Here is a 15,176-nt window from a genome sequence, read left to right as displayed (position 1 = left end):
GCTGGATCGGCCGCTGGACCGCCGAGGAACACCTGCACGCCGTCGCACTGCGCAACTACCTGGTGGTGACCCGCGAGATCGACCCCGCCGCCAACGAGGACGTCCGCGTCGCCCACGTGATGAAGGGGTATCGCGCCGACAGCTACAGCCAGATCGAGACGCTCGCCTACATGGCCCTCCTCGAGCGCGCCCACGCCGTGTTCTGCCGCAACCTGCAGGCGCAGATCGAGGAGCCCGTGCTGCAGGCCCTGGTCGGCCGGATCGCCAGGGACGAGGAGCGCCACGAGGAGTTCTTCGCGAACCTGGTCGCGTACCTCGTCACCTCCGACCGCGACGAGACCGTCGCGGCGATCGCCAAGCGCGCCGCCGGCTTCGAACCGATCGGCGCGGACATCGAGGCCTATCAGGACAAGGTGCAGGTGGTCGCCGAGAGCGGCATCTTCGATCAGGCCGCACTCATGAAGGTCCTCGCCGACCGCATCACCGCATGGGGCGTCGACGAGCACCCCGACCTTCAGCAGTTCGTCACCCAGTAGCCACGATCCGGCCGCGGCGCGCCTGATCGGCGGACACGCCGCGAGCGGGGTAGCGTCGAAGCCGATGGCTAGCAATTTGCTTCGCTGTCCGTGGCGGTACCCGTCTTCTCACGAAGGGGACCGGCCCCGGTCCCGGTACCGCAGTGTCCGTCGAGACGCCTACGCGGGGCCGCGCGGGCCGAGGAGCGCCACGTGACTGATTCGTCCGTTCGGACTTATGTGCTCGACACCTCCGTGCTGCTGTCCGATCCTTGGGCGTGCACTCGGTTCGCCGAACACGAAGTCATCGTTCCGTTGGTAGTCATCAGCGAGTTGGAGGCCAAACGCCACCATCACGAGCTGGGCTGGTTCGCCCGTCAGGCATTGCGGATGTTCGACGATCTGCGGCTGGAGTACGGACGCCTCGATCAGCCGATTCCCGTTGGCGCGCAAGGCGGTACGTTGCAGGTCGAGCTGAACCACAGTGACCCGACGGTGCTGCCTGCCGGCTTCAGGACCGACACCAACGACGCGCGCATCCTTACCTGTGCGGCCAACCTCGCTGCCGAGGGCAAGCGGGTGACGCTGGTCAGCAAGGACATTCCGCTGCGGGTCAAGGCGGGCGCGGTCGGCCTGGCCGCCGACGAATACCACGCCCAGGACGTCATCACGTCGGGCTGGGCGGGGATGGCCGAGATCGACGTCACCGCCGACGAGATCGACGCGCTGTTCAACGACGGCGAGATCGATCTGGCCGACGCACGTGATATGCCGTGCCACACGGGGATTCGTCTCCTGGGTGGAAACTCGCACGCACTGGGCCGGATCAACGCCGAGAAGAAGGTACAGCTGGTCCGCGGCGATCGCGAGGTGTTCGGGCTGCGCGGCCGCTCCGCCGAACAGCGGGTGGCGCTGGACCTCTTGCTCGACGAGTCGGTCGGCATCGTCTCGCTCGGCGGCAAGGCGGGCACCGGCAAGTCAGCGCTGGCGTTGTGCGCGGGACTCGAGGCCGTGCTCGAACGCCGCACGCAACGCAAGGTCGTCGTCTTCCGGCCGCTGTACGCCGTGGGCGGCCAGGACCTCGGCTACCTGCCCGGCAGCGAGAGCGAGAAGATGGGCCCGTGGGCGCAGGCCGTCTTCGACACCCTCGATGGGCTGGCCAGCCCCGCCGTGCTCGAAGAGGTGCTCTCCCGCGGCATGCTCGAGGTGCTACCGCTGACCCACATCCGTGGACGCTCCCTGCACGACTCGTTCGTCATCGTCGACGAGGCCCAGTCACTGGAACGCAACGTGCTGCTGACCGTGCTGTCCCGCCTCGGCGCCGGGTCGCGAGTGGTGCTCACCCACGACGTGGCCCAGCGCGACAATCTGCGGGTCGGCCGGCACGACGGCGTCGCGGCCGTCATCGAGAAGCTGAAGGGTCACCCCCTGTTCGCCCACATCACGCTGCTGCGCAGCGAGCGTTCGCCGATCGCGGCGCTGGTGACCGAGATGCTCGAGGAGTTCAGCCCCGGCGCCCTGCCCTGATCACCCGTTGACCTAGCGCTCACGGCGAACGCCACGCACTTCGTCGCCGTGAGCGCTAGGTCAACGCATCGGTAGGCTGCCAGTGTGCGTAAGCGGCCCGACAGTTCGTCCTGGTCGTACTGGCGCATGGTCATCGGCGTGTGCGCGGGCATTGCCGTCGTCGTCATCGGCGGGTTCACCGGCCACGTCAAGGTGGCCAAGGCCGACGACGTCGACTGTGCACAGGTCAAGTGCATAGCGCTGACGTTCGACGACGGGCCGAGCCCCTATACCGACCGGCTGCTGAAGGTCCTGCAGGACAACGACGCCAGGTCGACGTTCTTCCTGATCGGCAACAAGGTCGCGGCCAACCCGGCAGGTGCCAAGCGCATCGCCGACGCAGGCATGGAAATCGGCGGCCATACCTGGGAACACCCCAACATGACCACCATCCCGCCAGAGGACATCCCGGCGCAATTCAGCAAGGCCGGTGACGCCATTCAGGCCGCGACCGGTCAGCGCCCCCAACTCGTCCGGACGGCAGGCGGCCTGATCAACGACCAGGTGCTGGCCGAGGCCAAGAAGCAGGGCCTGGCCGACATCAACTGGGACGTCATCCCGTTCGACTGGGCCAACGACGCCAACACCGGCGCCACCCGCTACATGTTGATGTCCCAGATCAAGCCGAACTCGGTGGTGCTGTTCCACGACACCTACTCGTCGACCGTCGACCTGGTGTACCAGTTCATCCCGGTGCTCAAGGCCAACGGCTACCACCTGGTCACCGTCAGTCAGATGCTCGGCCCGCGCACGCCAGGCAGCAGCTATGGCAGTCGGGACAATGGGCCGCCGGTCAACGACCTGCTCGACATCCCGCCTGCGGAGATCCCGTCATTGCCCAGCACGCCGTCGCCCGCGCCGATGCCGAACATCCCGATCACCGACATCCCGAACGCGAACTCCGGCGGCTCGAACAACGGCGCCTGATCGGCGCACAATGCATACCAACACCGCGTTCGTTCTGACCGTTCTGGTGTTGTGCTACGCGGTGGTCTCCGGTGTGGTGAAACGCTGGTACCTGGCGCCCGCATTGATCTTCGTGCTGTTCGGAATCGTGCTGGGGCCCTTCGTCTTCGACGTGATCGACATCGGGACCGACGCCGCCAGCTTCACCGTCGTCGCCCAGTTGGCGCTGACGGTGATCCTGTTCAACCAGGCCGCCCAACTCGATCTGTCGGTGGTGTTTCGGCGACGGGAGGTCACCTTCCGGTTGCTGGTGATCGGCATCCCGCTGGCTCTGGCACTCGGCACCCTGACCGCAGTGCTCGTGCTGCCGGTGATGCCGCTGTGGGAGGCGGTGTGCCTGGCGGCGATCGTCGCGCCGACCGAGGTGGCACTCATCGATGCGTTGCTGGAGGACAAGCGGATCCCGGAGCGGATCCGGCACGCGCTGTCCACCGAGAGCGGCTTCTACGACGGGTTCGCGCTGGCCGCCATGCTCGCGGCGCTGGCGATTGCTTCCGAGCAGGCCGATCCCGACGCGAACCGTTGGACGTTGTTCCTGGTCCGCACCGAGGTGGTGTCGGTGCTCGTGGGTCTGGCCCTTGGCGCGGTCGGCGGTCTGGTGATCGCTCGGTCGCAAAAGCGCGAATGGATGAGCGACACCTGGGCGCAGCTGGCCACTCTCGCCGTCGCGCTGGTCTGCTTTCAGGTGGGTGAGGGACTGCACGGCAGCGGCTTCGTCGCCGCATTCGCCGGTGGCCTCGCGTTCGCGTTCATGGCGAAGCGCGCCGGTGTCCGGCCAGACATGCAGGTATCCGAGGCGGCTGGACAACTGCTGGAACTGATGGTGTTCGCGATGTTCGGCAGTTACGCCGTCATCGCAGGTTGGCGCGACGCAGGCTGGCGTGTGGTGGTCTTCGCGGTGGTGGCGCTGTTTGGAGTACGCCTGGTTGCGGTGGGCCTGGCACTGATCCGCACCGATCTGCCCGCCAGGAACCGGCTGTTCATCGGATGGTTCGGCCCGCGCGGGATCGGCACGTTGGTGCTGGGTGTGCTCGTCGTCGAGCGCGGTCAGATCGAGCAGGAGTCGTTGATCATCCAGGTGGTCGCCGTCACGGTCACGCTGAGCCTCGTCGTGCACAGCCTGAGCGCGTGGCCGGGGATCACGTGGCTGGCGGAGGCGCGGGAGCTTGCGGACACGCCTGACTAGCTGTCGCCGTCCTTGACCTTGGCCATCGCCAGCACGTCGAGGCGCCGGTCGAGCTCCTCTTCCGACAGCTTGTCGCCGATCAGGCCGCGGTCGATCACGGTCTGGCGAATCGTCTTGCGCTCCTTGAGTGCTTCCTTGGCGACCTTGGCGGCCTCGTCGTAGCCGATCACCGAGTTCAGGGGCGTCACGATCGACGGCGACGACTCGGCGAGGTCGCGCAGGTGCCCTTCGTTGGCGATCAGGCCGTCGATGCACCTCTCCGCGAACAACTTCGACACATTGGACAGCAGCGTGAAGGACTCGAGCACGTTGCGCGCCATCATCGGGATGTACACGTTCAGCTCGAACGCGCCCGAGAGCCCGCCGACGGTGACCGCGGCGTCGTTGCCGATGACCTGGGCGGCCACCTGCGTAACCGCCTCGGGCAGAACCGGATTGACCTTGCCCGGCATTATCGAGCTACCCGGCTGCAGGTCGGGTAGCTGGAGCTCGCCGAGCCCGGTCAGCGGTCCCGACCCCATCCAGCGGACGTCGTTGGCGATCTTGGTCAATGAGACAGCGATCGTCTTCAACGCTCCGGACGCCTCGACGAGGCCATCGCGTGCGGCCTGGGCCTCGAAAGAGTCGACGGCCGTGCGCAATTCGGCGATCCCAGTCTGGTCGACGAGCACGGCGACGACCTTCGCGCCGAATCCGTCGGGTGCGTTGAGCCCGGTGCCGACGGCGGTGCCGCCGATGGCCAACTCGCCCAGCCGCGGCAGCGTGGCCTTCACCCTTTCGATGCCCGCTGCCACCTGTCGGGCGTACCCGCCGAACTCCTGGCCCAGGGTCACTGGCACCGCGTCCATCAGGTGCGTGCGTCCGCTCTTCACCACGGTGCGCCACTGCCTGGCCTTGCCCTCGAGCGATTCGTGCAGCACCTCGAGCGCCGGAATCAGGTGCCGCACAGCGGCTTCCGTCGCCGCGATGTGAGTGGCGGTGGGGAAGGTGTCGTTCGAGCTCTGCGACCGGTTGACGTCGTCGTTGGGGTGCACGTCTACGCCGTTGGCGCCGGCGATGCTCGCGATCACCTCGTTGGCGTTCATGTTGGAGCTGGTGCCGGAGCCGGTCTGGAACACGTCGATGGGGAACTGGTCGTCGTGCAGGCCGTCGGCGATCTCACCGGCCGCGGCGATGATCGCGTCGGCCTTCTCCGGCGCGAGCAGCCCGAGGTCCTTGTTCACCTGCGCGCACGCGCCCTTCAGCAGGCCGAGCGCCCGGATCTGCGTACGCTCCAGGCCGCGGCCCGAGATCGGGAAGTTCTCGACCGCCCGTTGGGTCTGCGCGCGCCACAGCGCGTTGACCGGCACCCGGACCTCGCCCATGGTGTCGTGCTCGATGCGGTACTCGGTTTCGACTGCGCTGTCGGCGGTCATGTGCTCCCTCGTGTGTGTCGGTTTTAAGGCAGGGGATAAGCCGCGGTCTTGTCACCCGTGAAGTCGACCGCGGAGTACTCGTTCAGCTTGGACAGCCGGTGGTAGGCCTCGATCATCCGGACCGTGCCGGACTTCGAGCGCATCACGATCGACTGTGTCGTGCATCCGCCGCCGGAATAACGAACACCCTGCAGCAGGTCGCCATCGGTGACGCCGGTGGCGGAGAAGAAGACGTTCTCACCGGACACCAGGTCCTCGGTGAAGAGCACCTTGTCGAGGTCGTGGCCCGCGTCGATGGCCTTCTGACGCTCGGCGGCGTCGGTGGGGGCCAGCACGGCCTGGATCGCGCCGCCCATGCATCGGATGGCCGCCGCGGTGATGATGCCCTCGGGAGTGCCGCCGATGCCGGCCAACAGGTCGGTGCCCGAATTCGGCCTGCACGCCGAGATGGCGCCCGCGACGTCGCCGTCGGAGATCAGCCGGATGCGGGCGCCAGCGTCGCGTACGTCGTTGATCAGTTGCGCGTGGCGCGGCCGGTCCAGCACGCACACCGTGAGGTCGGCGACGCTGGAGTTCTTCACCTTCGCGACCCGCCGGATGTTCTCGCCGATCGGCGCGGTGATGTCGATGACGTCGACGGCATCCGGCCCGACCGCGATCTTGTTCATGTAGAACACCGCCGACGGGTCGAACATCGCGCCGCGTTCGGCGACGGCGAGCACCGAGATGGCGTTGGGCATGCCCTTGCTCATCAGGGTGGTGCCGTCGACGGGATCGACGGCGAAGTCGCAGTCCGGCCCGTCGCCGTTGCCGACCTCTTCGCCGTTGTAGAGCATCGGCGCGTTGTCCTTCTCTCCCTCGCCGATCACCACGACGCCGCGCATCGACACCGAGTTGACCAGCTCACGCATGGCGTCGACGGCAGCACCGTCGCCGCCCTCCTTGTCGCCGCGGCCGACCCAGCGGCCTGCAGCCATCGCTCCTGCCTCGGTGACCCGCACCAGTTCGAGGGCGAGGTTGCGGTCTGGGGCTTCCCGGCGCGATGGCGTCATGCGCAAATTGTCCCATTAGAGGGTCGGACTTTGGGAGCTGGGATACTGGCTGTCGTGACCACCCCCGCGCCGGCTCCGGGCCCCAGGCCGGCGAAGCCCAGGCTGCTGCAGGACGGTCGCGACATGTTCTGGTCGATGGCCCCATTGGTGCTGGCCTGCATCGTGCTCGCGGGCGTCCTCGGCATGTGCTCGTTCGCGCCCAACGGCCCCGGCGAGGGAGCGGCGCCGGTCTACGACGTACCCGCGGCGCTGAACGCCGACGCCGAGGCGCTCAAGATCCCAATCCGGCTGCCCAAGTTGCCCGATGGCTGGCACGCCAACTCCGGTTCCCGCGGCAGCATCGACGGCGGGCGCACCGATTCCGCCGGTAAACCGACACGCGCCGTGATGTCCCGGGTGGGCTATCTGGCGCCGAGCGGCATGTACCTCAGCCTGACCCAGAGTGACGCCGACGAGGAGAAGCTCGTCGCCTCGCTCGACACCAGCCTGGCTCCGACCGGCACGCAGGACGTCGGTGGGGTGAGGTGGATCGTCTACGAGGGCGGCGAGGACGTGCGGCCGGTGTGGACGACCCGGTTGACCGGCCCGACCGGTCCCGCGCAGATCGCATTGAATGGCGCTGCCGGTACGGATGAGTACCGTATGCTGGCCGAGGCGACGCAGACGCAGCCGCCAATCCCCGTCAAATAGGAGCGTTGGATGACCGCACCGGAAGCCGACCTGACCGGATGGGTTGCGGCGCCGTTCACCGCCGCCGGTTACACCTACGACGTCTATCGCAAGGGCGAGGGCCCAGGTGTGGTGCTGATCCCCGAGATGCCGGGCATTCATCCCGGCGTGCTGGCGCTGGGAAATCATCTGGTGGACAACGGATTTACTGTTGCCTGCCCGTCGTTGTATGGCACGCCGGGCGCTCCAGGCATCCGGCCGGGCGCGGTGCCGGTGATGCTGCGCGGTTGTGTGGCAAAGGAATTCGCGGCGTTCGCGACCAATGCCGACCGGCCGATCGCCCACTATCTGAGGGCACTGGCCCGCGACCTGAACGAGAAGACCCCTGGCAAGGGCGTCGGGGTGATCGGGGAGTGTTGGAGCGGCGGCTTCGCGTTGGCGGCCGCGGTGGACGACAGCGTGCTCGCCCCGGTGCTGAGCCAGCCGTCGCTGCCGATCGGGCTGACGGCGAAGCATCGACGCGATCCCGGCCTGTCCGAAGCCGAGTTGAAGATCATCGAACAGCGGGCCGCCAACGAGGGGCTGTGCGCGATGGGATTGCGGTTCAGCGAGGATCAAATGTCGCCGGGCGCACGCTTCAAGACGCTGAAGGACCGCCTCGGCGACGCGTTCGAGGTCATCGAGATCGACTCGAAGAAGGGCAACGCGCACGGGTTCGGCAAGATGGCGCACTCGGTGCTGACCCTCGAGGTCCGCGAGGTCGACGGACACCCGGCCTACGAGGCGCGCAAGCGCGTCGTGGCCTTCCTCACCGAGCGGCTGGCCGCTTAATCAGGCTTGAGCGCGGCTGGTGGCGAATCAGGCTTGAGCGCGGTTGAATCCGCCTCGGGCTTGACTACCGCCGAGCCCTTGGGCGCGGCAGAGCGCTTGGCCCGCGCCAGCAGTCGGCTCAGCAGGCCGGGTTTCTTCGGCGCATCGTCGTCGTCGAACTGGTCGAGTGGCACACCCTTGTACACGGCGAGGTAGACGCTGATGGTCGTCACGACGACGATCATCAGCACCGGGCCGATGACGATGCCCCAGAAGCCGAACATCGCGATCCCGGCGAAGACGGCCAGCAGCATCAGCGCCGAGTCCAGGCGTGCCTCGCGGGGGACCAGGATCGGGCGCAGGACGTTGTCGATGTTCGTCACGACCACCAGGTGGAAGGCGATGACGAACACACCGCCGAAGACGTTGCCGAACAGGATCATTCCGATGCCAACGGGAATGCTAAGGATGCCGCCGCCCAACGGGATCACCGACAGCGCGGTGAGCAGGATCGCGAAGATGAAGAAGCCCTCGTGTAAGCCGGCGATGTAGATCGATGCGGCCCCGGAGACGCCCTGCGCCAAGGCGATCACGAACTGGCCGCGCACGGTGCCCTTCACCATCGCGCCCATCTTCTGCAGGTACAGGTCGGTGACCTCTTCACCCAGCGGGTTGAGCTGCCGGACCAGGGTCGCCACCTCAGCGCGGTTGGTCAGCAGCGAAATGAAGATGTACAGGAAGAGCACCGCCGCGGTGATGCCGCCGACCAGACCGCCCGCCGCGCCCTGCAGGAACCCGAGCAGATACTCGCCGACGTGCTGGGCGACGGTGCTCATCCGCTCGCGGAGCAGGTCGGGCGTTAGCTGGATGTCGTGCATGAATGGCACCCGTGCCAGAGCCTCGTTGACCACCGCGAGGGCCTTGTCACCGAGCGCGCTGAGGTCAGTCTTGGCCACCCAATCGGAGACGCTTTGAATCATGCTGCTGATCTGGACGACCGCAAACAGGACCAGCAGGCTGACAGGGATGATCACGGCCCCGAGCACCGCGAGCAGGGTCAGGGTGGCGGACAGTCCCGGGCCGAACCGCTTCCGCAGCCGGTCGTAGAGCGGGGCGAAGAGGTACGAGGCGACGGCGGCCACCACGATCAGGATGAAGTAGCTGCGCAGGAAGTACGCGGCGAACAGGACGGCGATGACGGTGGCCACGGCCAGCGCGCGCTTCTGCGACACGGTGAACTCGGTGTTCATGGCCACGGGGCTGATCTTGTCAGGAAAGGTCGACCGATGACCGGCTTTGTGTCTCCCGTTGGCGGGCGATGAACCGGATCGCCATCCATTGCATCAATCCCGGCGCCAACCGCGCGAACAGCCAGGCGGCGTGAGCTCGCCGCGGCTTCACCAGCAGGGCCTTGTTGCGTTCGATGGCCTTCAGCGTGTCGCGGGCCAGCCGGTCGGCGTCGTAGGCGGTCTTGATGCCCTGGCCCTCGAGGTAGTAGTCGCGGCCGGAGAAGCCGCCCACCGCGCCCTTGTCGAGCAGCGGCGTCTCCACCGCGGCTGGGCAGATGGCCAGCACCCCGACACCGTGGGCGGCGGCCTCGGACCGCAGGGCCAGCGACAGCCCGACGACGCCGTGCTTGGTCATGACGTAACTGGTGATCTGGCCCGCGGCGGTCAGGCCGCCCATGCTCGCGGTGTTGACGATGTGACCGTGCCCCTGCTTGATCATCTGGGGGTAGGCCGCGACCACACCGTGTACGACACCGCGGAGGTTGACGTCGATGATCGCGTTCCACTGATCCAGCGTCAGCAGTTCGGTGTCGCCGCCCCACACGATGCCCGCGTTGTTGAACATCAGGTCGAGCCTGCCGGTGCGAGCCACCACCTCGTCGACGGCGGCCCGAACCGCGGCGGCGTCGGTCACGTCGAGCCGAGCCGATCGAGCGCCGAGCGGTTTGGCGGTGCGTTCGGCCGCGGCTTCGTCGACGTCGGTGCACACCACGTCGGCGCCGGCGGCGGCCAGGGCCCGGCACAGCGCCGCGCCGATGCCCGAGCCCGCTCCGGTGACGATTGCCTGCTTGCCTGCGAACGTCACGTCGACATCAGCTTGTTGAGGTGGCCCATCAGGTCGGGGTAGCGCTTCATGTGGGAGCCGCCGTTGAGGTCGAGCACCTCGCCGGTGAGCCAGGCCGCCTTGGTCAGGAACAGCACGGCCTCGGCGATGTCCTCCGGTGTGCCTGCCCGGCCGAGCGGCGTGTTCTCCACGTACTCCTCGACGACGCCGGGAATCGCCGCCGCGCCGTCAGTCAGCGGGGTGTGCACGAATCCCGGGGCGACGGCGTTGACCCTGATGCCTCGCGCCGCGAGTTCCAGGGCGGCGACCTGGGTCAACATCGACAGCCCCGCCTTCGCCGAACAGTAGGCGCTCATGCCTGCGGCGGGTTGGCGGCCGTTCAGCGAGGAGATGGACACCAGCGAGCCGCCGTCGGTCAGGTGCCTGCCGGCGTACTTGGCGACGATGAACGCCCCGGTGAGGCAGACGTCGATCACCGCACGGAACTCGGCGACCGGCATGTCGACGATGAGCCCGAGGTTGCTGAAGCCGGCGCAGCTCACCACGGCGTCGACCGGACCGGTCTGCTCGAAGACGGTGGCGACGGAGGCCTCGTCGCTGACGTCGACGAACGCCGCGGTGTGGGGTGCTCCGAGTTCGGCGGCCTTGGCCGTGGCGCCGTCGAGGTTGCGGTCGGCGACGACCACCCGGTGGCCATCGGCGGCCAATGCCCTGGCGGACGCCCAGCCGATGCCAGATGCCCCGCCGACGACGATCGCGGTGCTCATTTCGTGCTCCCTTCCGGACGGGGGTCGGCCCACTTGGCCGTGATCGCGCCCCACGGGTCCGCGTACGGCTCGGTGCGGCCGTAGTAGGCGGCGCGGCGTTTGAAGATCTCGTGGGTGAGCGGCGCGGCGATCCGCAGCAGATGGCGCTTGAAGCCTGCCTTGTCGGCCGTTTCGACCAGCATGTCGGGCCACGAATGATGTTGGTAGCCAAGCACTTCCTGCGCCCGCGCGGTGTCCATCCAGTCGGTGCTGAACCAGTCGTCAGCACTACCAGGGTTGCCCTTGAGCCCGGTGGGCATGCCGCCGACCAGGCCCATCGCGGCCGCCATGGCAGGGGCGATGTCACCCTGAATCAACCGGTGCGAGTCGTCCCCACCGATCAGCAGCGTCTCACCGACCGCGTCGGCCGTGGTGGCGGCCGCGAACGCCCTGGCCACGTCGCGCACGTCGACGGTCTGGAGCCGGCCGTCGATCGGCAGCAGTCCCTCGAAGTAGAGGTTGTCGAGGTTCATCGACGATCCCGCATCCACCGTGAGCACTCCGCCAAGGCGCAGGATCACCCAGTCCAGCGACGACGCGCGGACCAGCTTCTCGGCCTCCACCTTGTGCGCGCCGTACACGTCGGCGGGATTGACCGGGGTGTCGGCGGTCAGCACGTCGGGCAGGGTGTGCGGGTTGCGCGATCCGTAGACCGCGATGCTGGAGGCCTGCACGAACCGGGGCGGGCTCGTCTGCTTCGCGGCGGCCGCGAGCAGCGATGCCGTGGCGCCGACGTTGACCTTCTCGGCCAGTTCACGGCGGGTGTAGATGAGCGGCGGGATGATCGCGGCCAGGTGGATGATGGCGCTCGGTGCGACGTCGGCGATCAACGCGTCGACCACGGCGGGGTCGGTGAGGTCGGCGTAGCGCACCTCGGCGCCCGATGGCAGCTTGTCGGCGGCCTTGCGGTTGGCCGGAATGTCGAGGTCGGTGGCGACCACGCGGCGGCCGTCGGCGGCGAGTCGCTTGACGGTCGCCGACCCGACCAGCCCGAAGGCGCCCGTCACCAGTACGGCGTCCGACATGTGGCTCCTCAGAATTAGAACGTGTTCCAGGCATCATTGCCTAGACGGGCTCAGTACACCAGGGCGGTCCCGTCAGGGCAGGCGCACGCAGCGAAACCCGATGTGGCTCATCCCGGTGTCGACCGTCTGGGGACGACGTGCGGCGGGCCGGTAGCGCAGGCAGTAGCTGTCGGCACACAGGAACGAGCCGCCCTTGATCACCCTGCGCCCGATCGCGAATTGCGGCGTGGCGGGATCGTAACTGTCTGCCGCGCAGCAGGATTCGAGTGCCCTGGTGTCCGCCCACCAGTCGGTGGTCCACTCCCACACGTTGCCAGCCATGTCGTAGAGGCCGTAGCCGTTCGGCTCGAAGCCGGCGACGGGGGAGGTGGTGCCGTAGCCGGTGTCGGGTAGGTACGGGAACTCTCCGTGCCAGTAGTTGGCCAGCCGCTGACCGGGGCGTTCCGGCTCGTCACCCCAGGTGTAGACCGCCCCTGACAGGCCACCGCGCGCGGCGACCTCCCACTGCGCTTCCGTCGGCATTTGTCTGCCTGCCCAGTCCGCGTAGGCCGACGCATCCTCGAAGGCGACGTGCACGACGGGATGGTGTTCGCGGCCCGTGGTCGACGAGCGCGGCCCCCGCGGATGGTTCCAGCAGGCGCCCGGCGTCCACGTCCACCACTGATTGAGGTGGCGCAGGTCCACGGGCCCGGGGGTGCGGTGGAACACCATCGAGCCGGGCTGCAGATTCTCGGGTGGCGCACCGGGGTAGTCATCGGGGTTGGGTGGCCGTTCGGCGACGGTGAGATAGCCGGTGGCTGCGACGAATTCGGCGAACTCGGCGTTCGTCACCTGGTGGGTCTGCATCCAGAAGCCGTCGACACCGACCTCGCGGGTGGGACCCTCCTCGGCGTAGTGCGCGTCGGAGCCCAGGATTGCGGTCTGCGGCGGGATCCAGACGAAGTCGGCGGTCAATCTCGACCCCGAATCCGTTGAGATAGCGGTGAGGGCGAGAAAGTAGCCGTTGCCCTGAGTGCTATGTCAGTGAGGTTGTCAGTCGGCAAAGACGTGTGTCCAGTCGTCTCGCATGCTGGCGACCGTCCATCCGCGGGTCTTGGCGAGCTCCAGCGCCTTCTCCGCGCCTGCGACGTAGTCGAATTCGCGTGCGGCGTCGTCGTGACGGACCAGCAACCGCATGCCGTGCGTGTACTCCAACATTTCGATGTCGCCGTTGGAGTTGCCCGCCGCGAAGATCGGGCGACGCCCCACCCTGCCCCAGATGCGGACGGGTTTAACCGGGCCGTCGTTGAGGAACTCGGCAACTCCCGTCGTGATGAGGTCGCCGTCGGCAAAGGTGAGACCCACCGAGCTGCCCACCACGCGCTCCGGCGGGACGCCGTACATGGTGGTGGCGACCGGGCGCATGAAATCGCGTCCACCGCCGGAGACGATGTAATTGGTGAACCCGTTGGCCTCCAGATAGCGCAACAACTCGACCATTGGCGCGTAACCGCATGCGGTGTAGGGACGACGCAGCGTCGGGTGCCGTGCGGAGGCGAAGAAGTCGGCGACGCGCGCGGCATGCTCCTCGACGTTGACCCCACTACTTGCCGAAAGAATTGCCGCACCAAGCTCTTTGAGGTCAGAGTCATCGCCCTGGTAGTGCTTGGTGACGGCGTCGCCGAACCACGCCAGATCACCTGATGATGCCGCGGCGTACGCGGGGCGCGCGGCCAGTGACGGGTCCGCGGCGACCTCTGCGGCCAGTTGGCGCACCAGGAAATCCAGCTGGATGTAGGCCGGCTTCTCGCACCACAGCGTGCCGTCGTTGTCGAAGACCGCGACGCGATCCACCGGGGCGAGTTTGGCGGTGGCCAGCCCCACGAAGTCGACGATCGCCGCCTTGGTGGGCCCGTCTTGCCAGGACTCCAGCATCTAGTCGGCCGCCAGGAAATCGTTGAGCTTCTTGACGATCTGATCGATGCTGAAGCTAGCCGGTGGGTGCCGCGGCGGGAACTCCTTGAAGGTGTCCAGGAACGCCGACGCCATCGCCGTCGCGTAGAACACGAAGAAATCGCGTCGCAGGAACCACTCGTAGTAGGTGTTCGAGGTGATGTCGGCGTACTCGAACGGATCGGTGCGCAGGTTGAACAGTTTGGGCACCCGTAGCTCCGTGAACGGTTCGGCCCAGGTCCGCAGCGTGCCTTGGCAGCGTTGCTCGGCGAACACGATCTTCCAGTTCTCGAAGCGCATCCCGACCATTTGGGCGTCGTCGTTGAAGTAGAAGAATCCGCGCCGCGGGCTGTGTTCGGCTTCGCCCATTAGGTACGGCATCAGGTTGAAGCCGTCGATGTGCACCTTGTACTCCCGCTCTTCTCCTGGGGCCCCGATTGTCATGCCCTTCTTCAGCTTGTCGCTGACGTCGGGGTCACCGGCCGCGGCCAGCAAGGTCGGCAGCCAGTCGTGGTGCTGGATGATGTCGTTGGAAATGCTGCCCGCCTTGATCTTTCCCGGCCAGCGGATCAACTCCGGCACCCGGTAGGCGCCCTCCCAGTTGGTGTTCTTCTCGCTGCGGAATGGCGTCGTGCCCGCGTCGGGCCAGCTGTTGCGGTGTGGCCCGTTGTCGGTGGAGTAGATGACGATCGTGTCGTCGGCGATGCCGAGTTCGTCGAGCACGTCGAGCACCGTTCCCACGTTCTTGTCGTGGTCGATCATCGCGTCGTGGTACTCGGACTGCCACATCCCGGCTTGTCCCTTGCTCCCTGGTTTGAGGTGCGTGTAGAGGTGCATGTGCGTGAAGTTGCACCAGACGAAGAACGGGTTGTCCGCGTCGTGCTGGCGTTTGATGTATTCGACGGTGCGGTCGGCGATGTCGTCATCGATGGTCTCCATCCGCTTGGCGGTCAGCGGCCCGGTGTCCTCGATGGTCTGCTTGCCGACGGGCCCGAACTTCGGATCGTCGGGTTCGGTGGAAACCTCGTCGGTGGCCTTGCAGTTCATGACGCCGCGGGGGAGTGCCAGCTCGTAGAGCCGGGGGAATTGGTCCTTGTGCGGGTAGTCGAACTGCTCGGGTTCTTCCTCGGCATTGAGGTGGTAGAGGTTGCCGTAGAACTC

General features: G+C 67.2%; 15 protein-coding genes. 6 read left to right on the top strand and 9 right to left on the bottom strand.

Features of this window, described 5'->3' with window-relative positions:
• The 4 genes from QOC69_RS05650 to QOC69_RS05635 all read left to right on the top strand — a co-directional run.
• Nucleotides 1–536: acyl-ACP desaturase (locus QOC69_RS05650; RefSeq protein WP_526437234.1), on the top strand; the 536-nt coding region annotated here is incomplete at its 5' end.
• Between the two features lie 192 nt (nt 537–728).
• On the top strand, nt 729–2,042 hold the full coding sequence (gene phoH2 / locus QOC69_RS05645; RefSeq protein WP_526437232.1) for an RNA 5'-3' helicase PhoH2: 1,314 nt from the start codon (nt 729–731) through the stop codon (nt 2,040–2,042).
• 84 nt (nt 2,043–2,126) lie between these two features.
• The gene (locus QOC69_RS05640; RefSeq protein WP_526437230.1) at nt 2,127–3,008 is read left to right on the top strand and encodes a polysaccharide deacetylase family protein; all 882 of its coding nucleotides are present in this window, start codon (nt 2,127–2,129) and stop codon (nt 3,006–3,008) included.
• Nucleotides 3,009–3,018: 10 nt separating this feature from the next.
• Entirely contained in the window at nt 3,019–4,233 is a 1,215-nt protein-coding gene (locus QOC69_RS05635; RefSeq protein WP_526437227.1) for a cation:proton antiporter domain-containing protein, read from the top strand.
• On the opposite strand, the gene QOC69_RS05630 is transcribed toward QOC69_RS05635, so the two are convergent.
• The gene (locus QOC69_RS05630) at nt 4,230–5,648 is read right to left on the bottom strand and encodes a class II fumarate hydratase (RefSeq protein WP_526437225.1); all 1,419 of its coding nucleotides are present in this window, start codon (nt 5,646–5,648) and stop codon (nt 4,230–4,232) included. The two genes, QOC69_RS05635 and QOC69_RS05630, sit on opposite strands and share 4 nt — an antisense overlap.
• A 23-nt stretch (nt 5,649–5,671) precedes the next feature.
• Complete coding sequence (gene glpX / locus QOC69_RS05625; RefSeq protein WP_526437223.1) at nt 5,672–6,700, bottom strand: class II fructose-bisphosphatase; 1,029 nt, start codon at nt 6,698–6,700, stop codon at nt 5,672–5,674.
• Nucleotides 6,701–6,754: 54 nt separating this feature from the next.
• Between glpX and QOC69_RS05620 the strand changes: the two genes are divergently transcribed.
• Both QOC69_RS05620 and QOC69_RS05615 read left to right on the top strand, forming a co-directional pair.
• The gene (locus tag QOC69_RS05620; protein ID WP_526437221.1) at nt 6,755–7,390 is read left to right on the top strand and encodes a DUF4245 family protein; all 636 of its coding nucleotides are present in this window, start codon (nt 6,755–6,757) and stop codon (nt 7,388–7,390) included.
• A 9-nt stretch (nt 7,391–7,399) separates the two neighbouring features.
• Complete coding sequence (locus tag QOC69_RS05615) at nt 7,400–8,200, top strand: dienelactone hydrolase family protein (protein ID WP_526437219.1); 801 nt, start codon at nt 7,400–7,402, stop codon at nt 8,198–8,200.
• On the opposite strand, the gene QOC69_RS05610 is transcribed toward QOC69_RS05615, so the two are convergent.
• The 7 genes from QOC69_RS05610 to QOC69_RS05580 all read right to left on the bottom strand — a co-directional run.
• Nucleotides 8,197–9,429: an AI-2E family transporter gene (locus QOC69_RS05610; protein ID WP_526437236.1), complete on the bottom strand. Its 1,233-nt coding sequence runs from the start codon at nt 9,427–9,429 to the stop codon at nt 8,197–8,199. The two genes, QOC69_RS05615 and QOC69_RS05610, sit on opposite strands and share 4 nt — an antisense overlap.
• 19 nt (nt 9,430–9,448) lie before the next feature.
• The gene (locus QOC69_RS05605) at nt 9,449–10,273 is read right to left on the bottom strand and encodes an SDR family NAD(P)-dependent oxidoreductase (RefSeq protein WP_526437217.1); all 825 of its coding nucleotides are present in this window, start codon (nt 10,271–10,273) and stop codon (nt 9,449–9,451) included.
• The gene (locus QOC69_RS05600; RefSeq protein WP_526437215.1) at nt 10,270–11,019 is read right to left on the bottom strand and encodes an SDR family NAD(P)-dependent oxidoreductase; all 750 of its coding nucleotides are present in this window, start codon (nt 11,017–11,019) and stop codon (nt 10,270–10,272) included. Before QOC69_RS05600 ends, QOC69_RS05605 begins: the two co-directional genes overlap by 4 nt.
• On the bottom strand, nt 11,016–12,083 hold the full coding sequence (locus QOC69_RS05595) for an NAD-dependent epimerase/dehydratase family protein (protein WP_526437213.1): 1,068 nt from the start codon (nt 12,081–12,083) through the stop codon (nt 11,016–11,018). Before QOC69_RS05595 ends, QOC69_RS05600 begins: the two co-directional genes overlap by 4 nt.
• A 72-nt stretch (nt 12,084–12,155) precedes the next feature.
• Nucleotides 12,156–13,037 (bottom strand): formylglycine-generating enzyme family protein, encoded by an 882-nt coding sequence (locus QOC69_RS05590; RefSeq protein WP_526437211.1) that lies wholly within the window; start codon nt 13,035–13,037, stop codon nt 12,156–12,158.
• A gap of 78 nt (nt 13,038–13,115) precedes the next feature.
• Nucleotides 13,116–13,997, bottom strand: coding sequence for an HAD family hydrolase (locus QOC69_RS05585; protein WP_526437209.1), 882 nt, complete (start codon nt 13,995–13,997; stop codon nt 13,116–13,118).
• Nucleotides 13,998–15,176: sulfatase-like hydrolase/transferase (locus tag QOC69_RS05580; protein WP_526437207.1), on the bottom strand; the 1,179-nt coding region annotated here is incomplete at its 5' end. It abuts the gene before it with no gap.

The sequence above is a fragment of the Mycobacterium sp. genome, assembly GCF_032162105.1.
Lineage (GTDB): Bacteria > Actinomycetota > Actinomycetes > Mycobacteriales > Mycobacteriaceae > Mycobacterium.
This window is presented reverse-complemented; position numbering and strand designations above follow the sequence as displayed.

Excerpts from the sequence above, each read along its gene's own strand:
- QOC69_RS05595 (WP_526437213.1), bottom strand. The coding sequence starts at position 12,083 with ATGTCGGACGCCGTACTGGTGACGGGCGCCTTCGGGCTGGTCGGGTCG.
- QOC69_RS05600 (WP_526437215.1), bottom strand. The coding sequence starts at position 11,019 with ATGAGCACCGCGATCGTCGTCGGCGGGGCATCTGGCATCGGCTGGGCG.
- QOC69_RS05630 (WP_526437225.1), bottom strand. The coding sequence starts at position 5,648 with ATGACCGCCGACAGCGCAGTCGAAACCGAGTACCGCATCGAGCACGAC.
- QOC69_RS05585 (WP_526437209.1), bottom strand. The coding sequence starts at position 13,997 with ATGCTGGAGTCCTGGCAAGACGGGCCCACCAAGGCGGCGATCGTCGAC.
- QOC69_RS05635 (WP_526437227.1), top strand. The coding sequence starts at position 3,019 with ATGCATACCAACACCGCGTTCGTTCTGACCGTTCTGGTGTTGTGCTAC.
- QOC69_RS05610 (WP_526437236.1), bottom strand. The coding sequence starts at position 9,429 with ATGAACACCGAGTTCACCGTGTCGCAGAAGCGCGCGCTGGCCGTGGCC.
- QOC69_RS05615 (WP_526437219.1), top strand. The coding sequence starts at position 7,400 with ATGACCGCACCGGAAGCCGACCTGACCGGATGGGTTGCGGCGCCGTTC.
- glpX (WP_526437223.1), bottom strand. The coding sequence starts at position 6,700 with ATGACGCCATCGCGCCGGGAAGCCCCAGACCGCAACCTCGCCCTCGAA.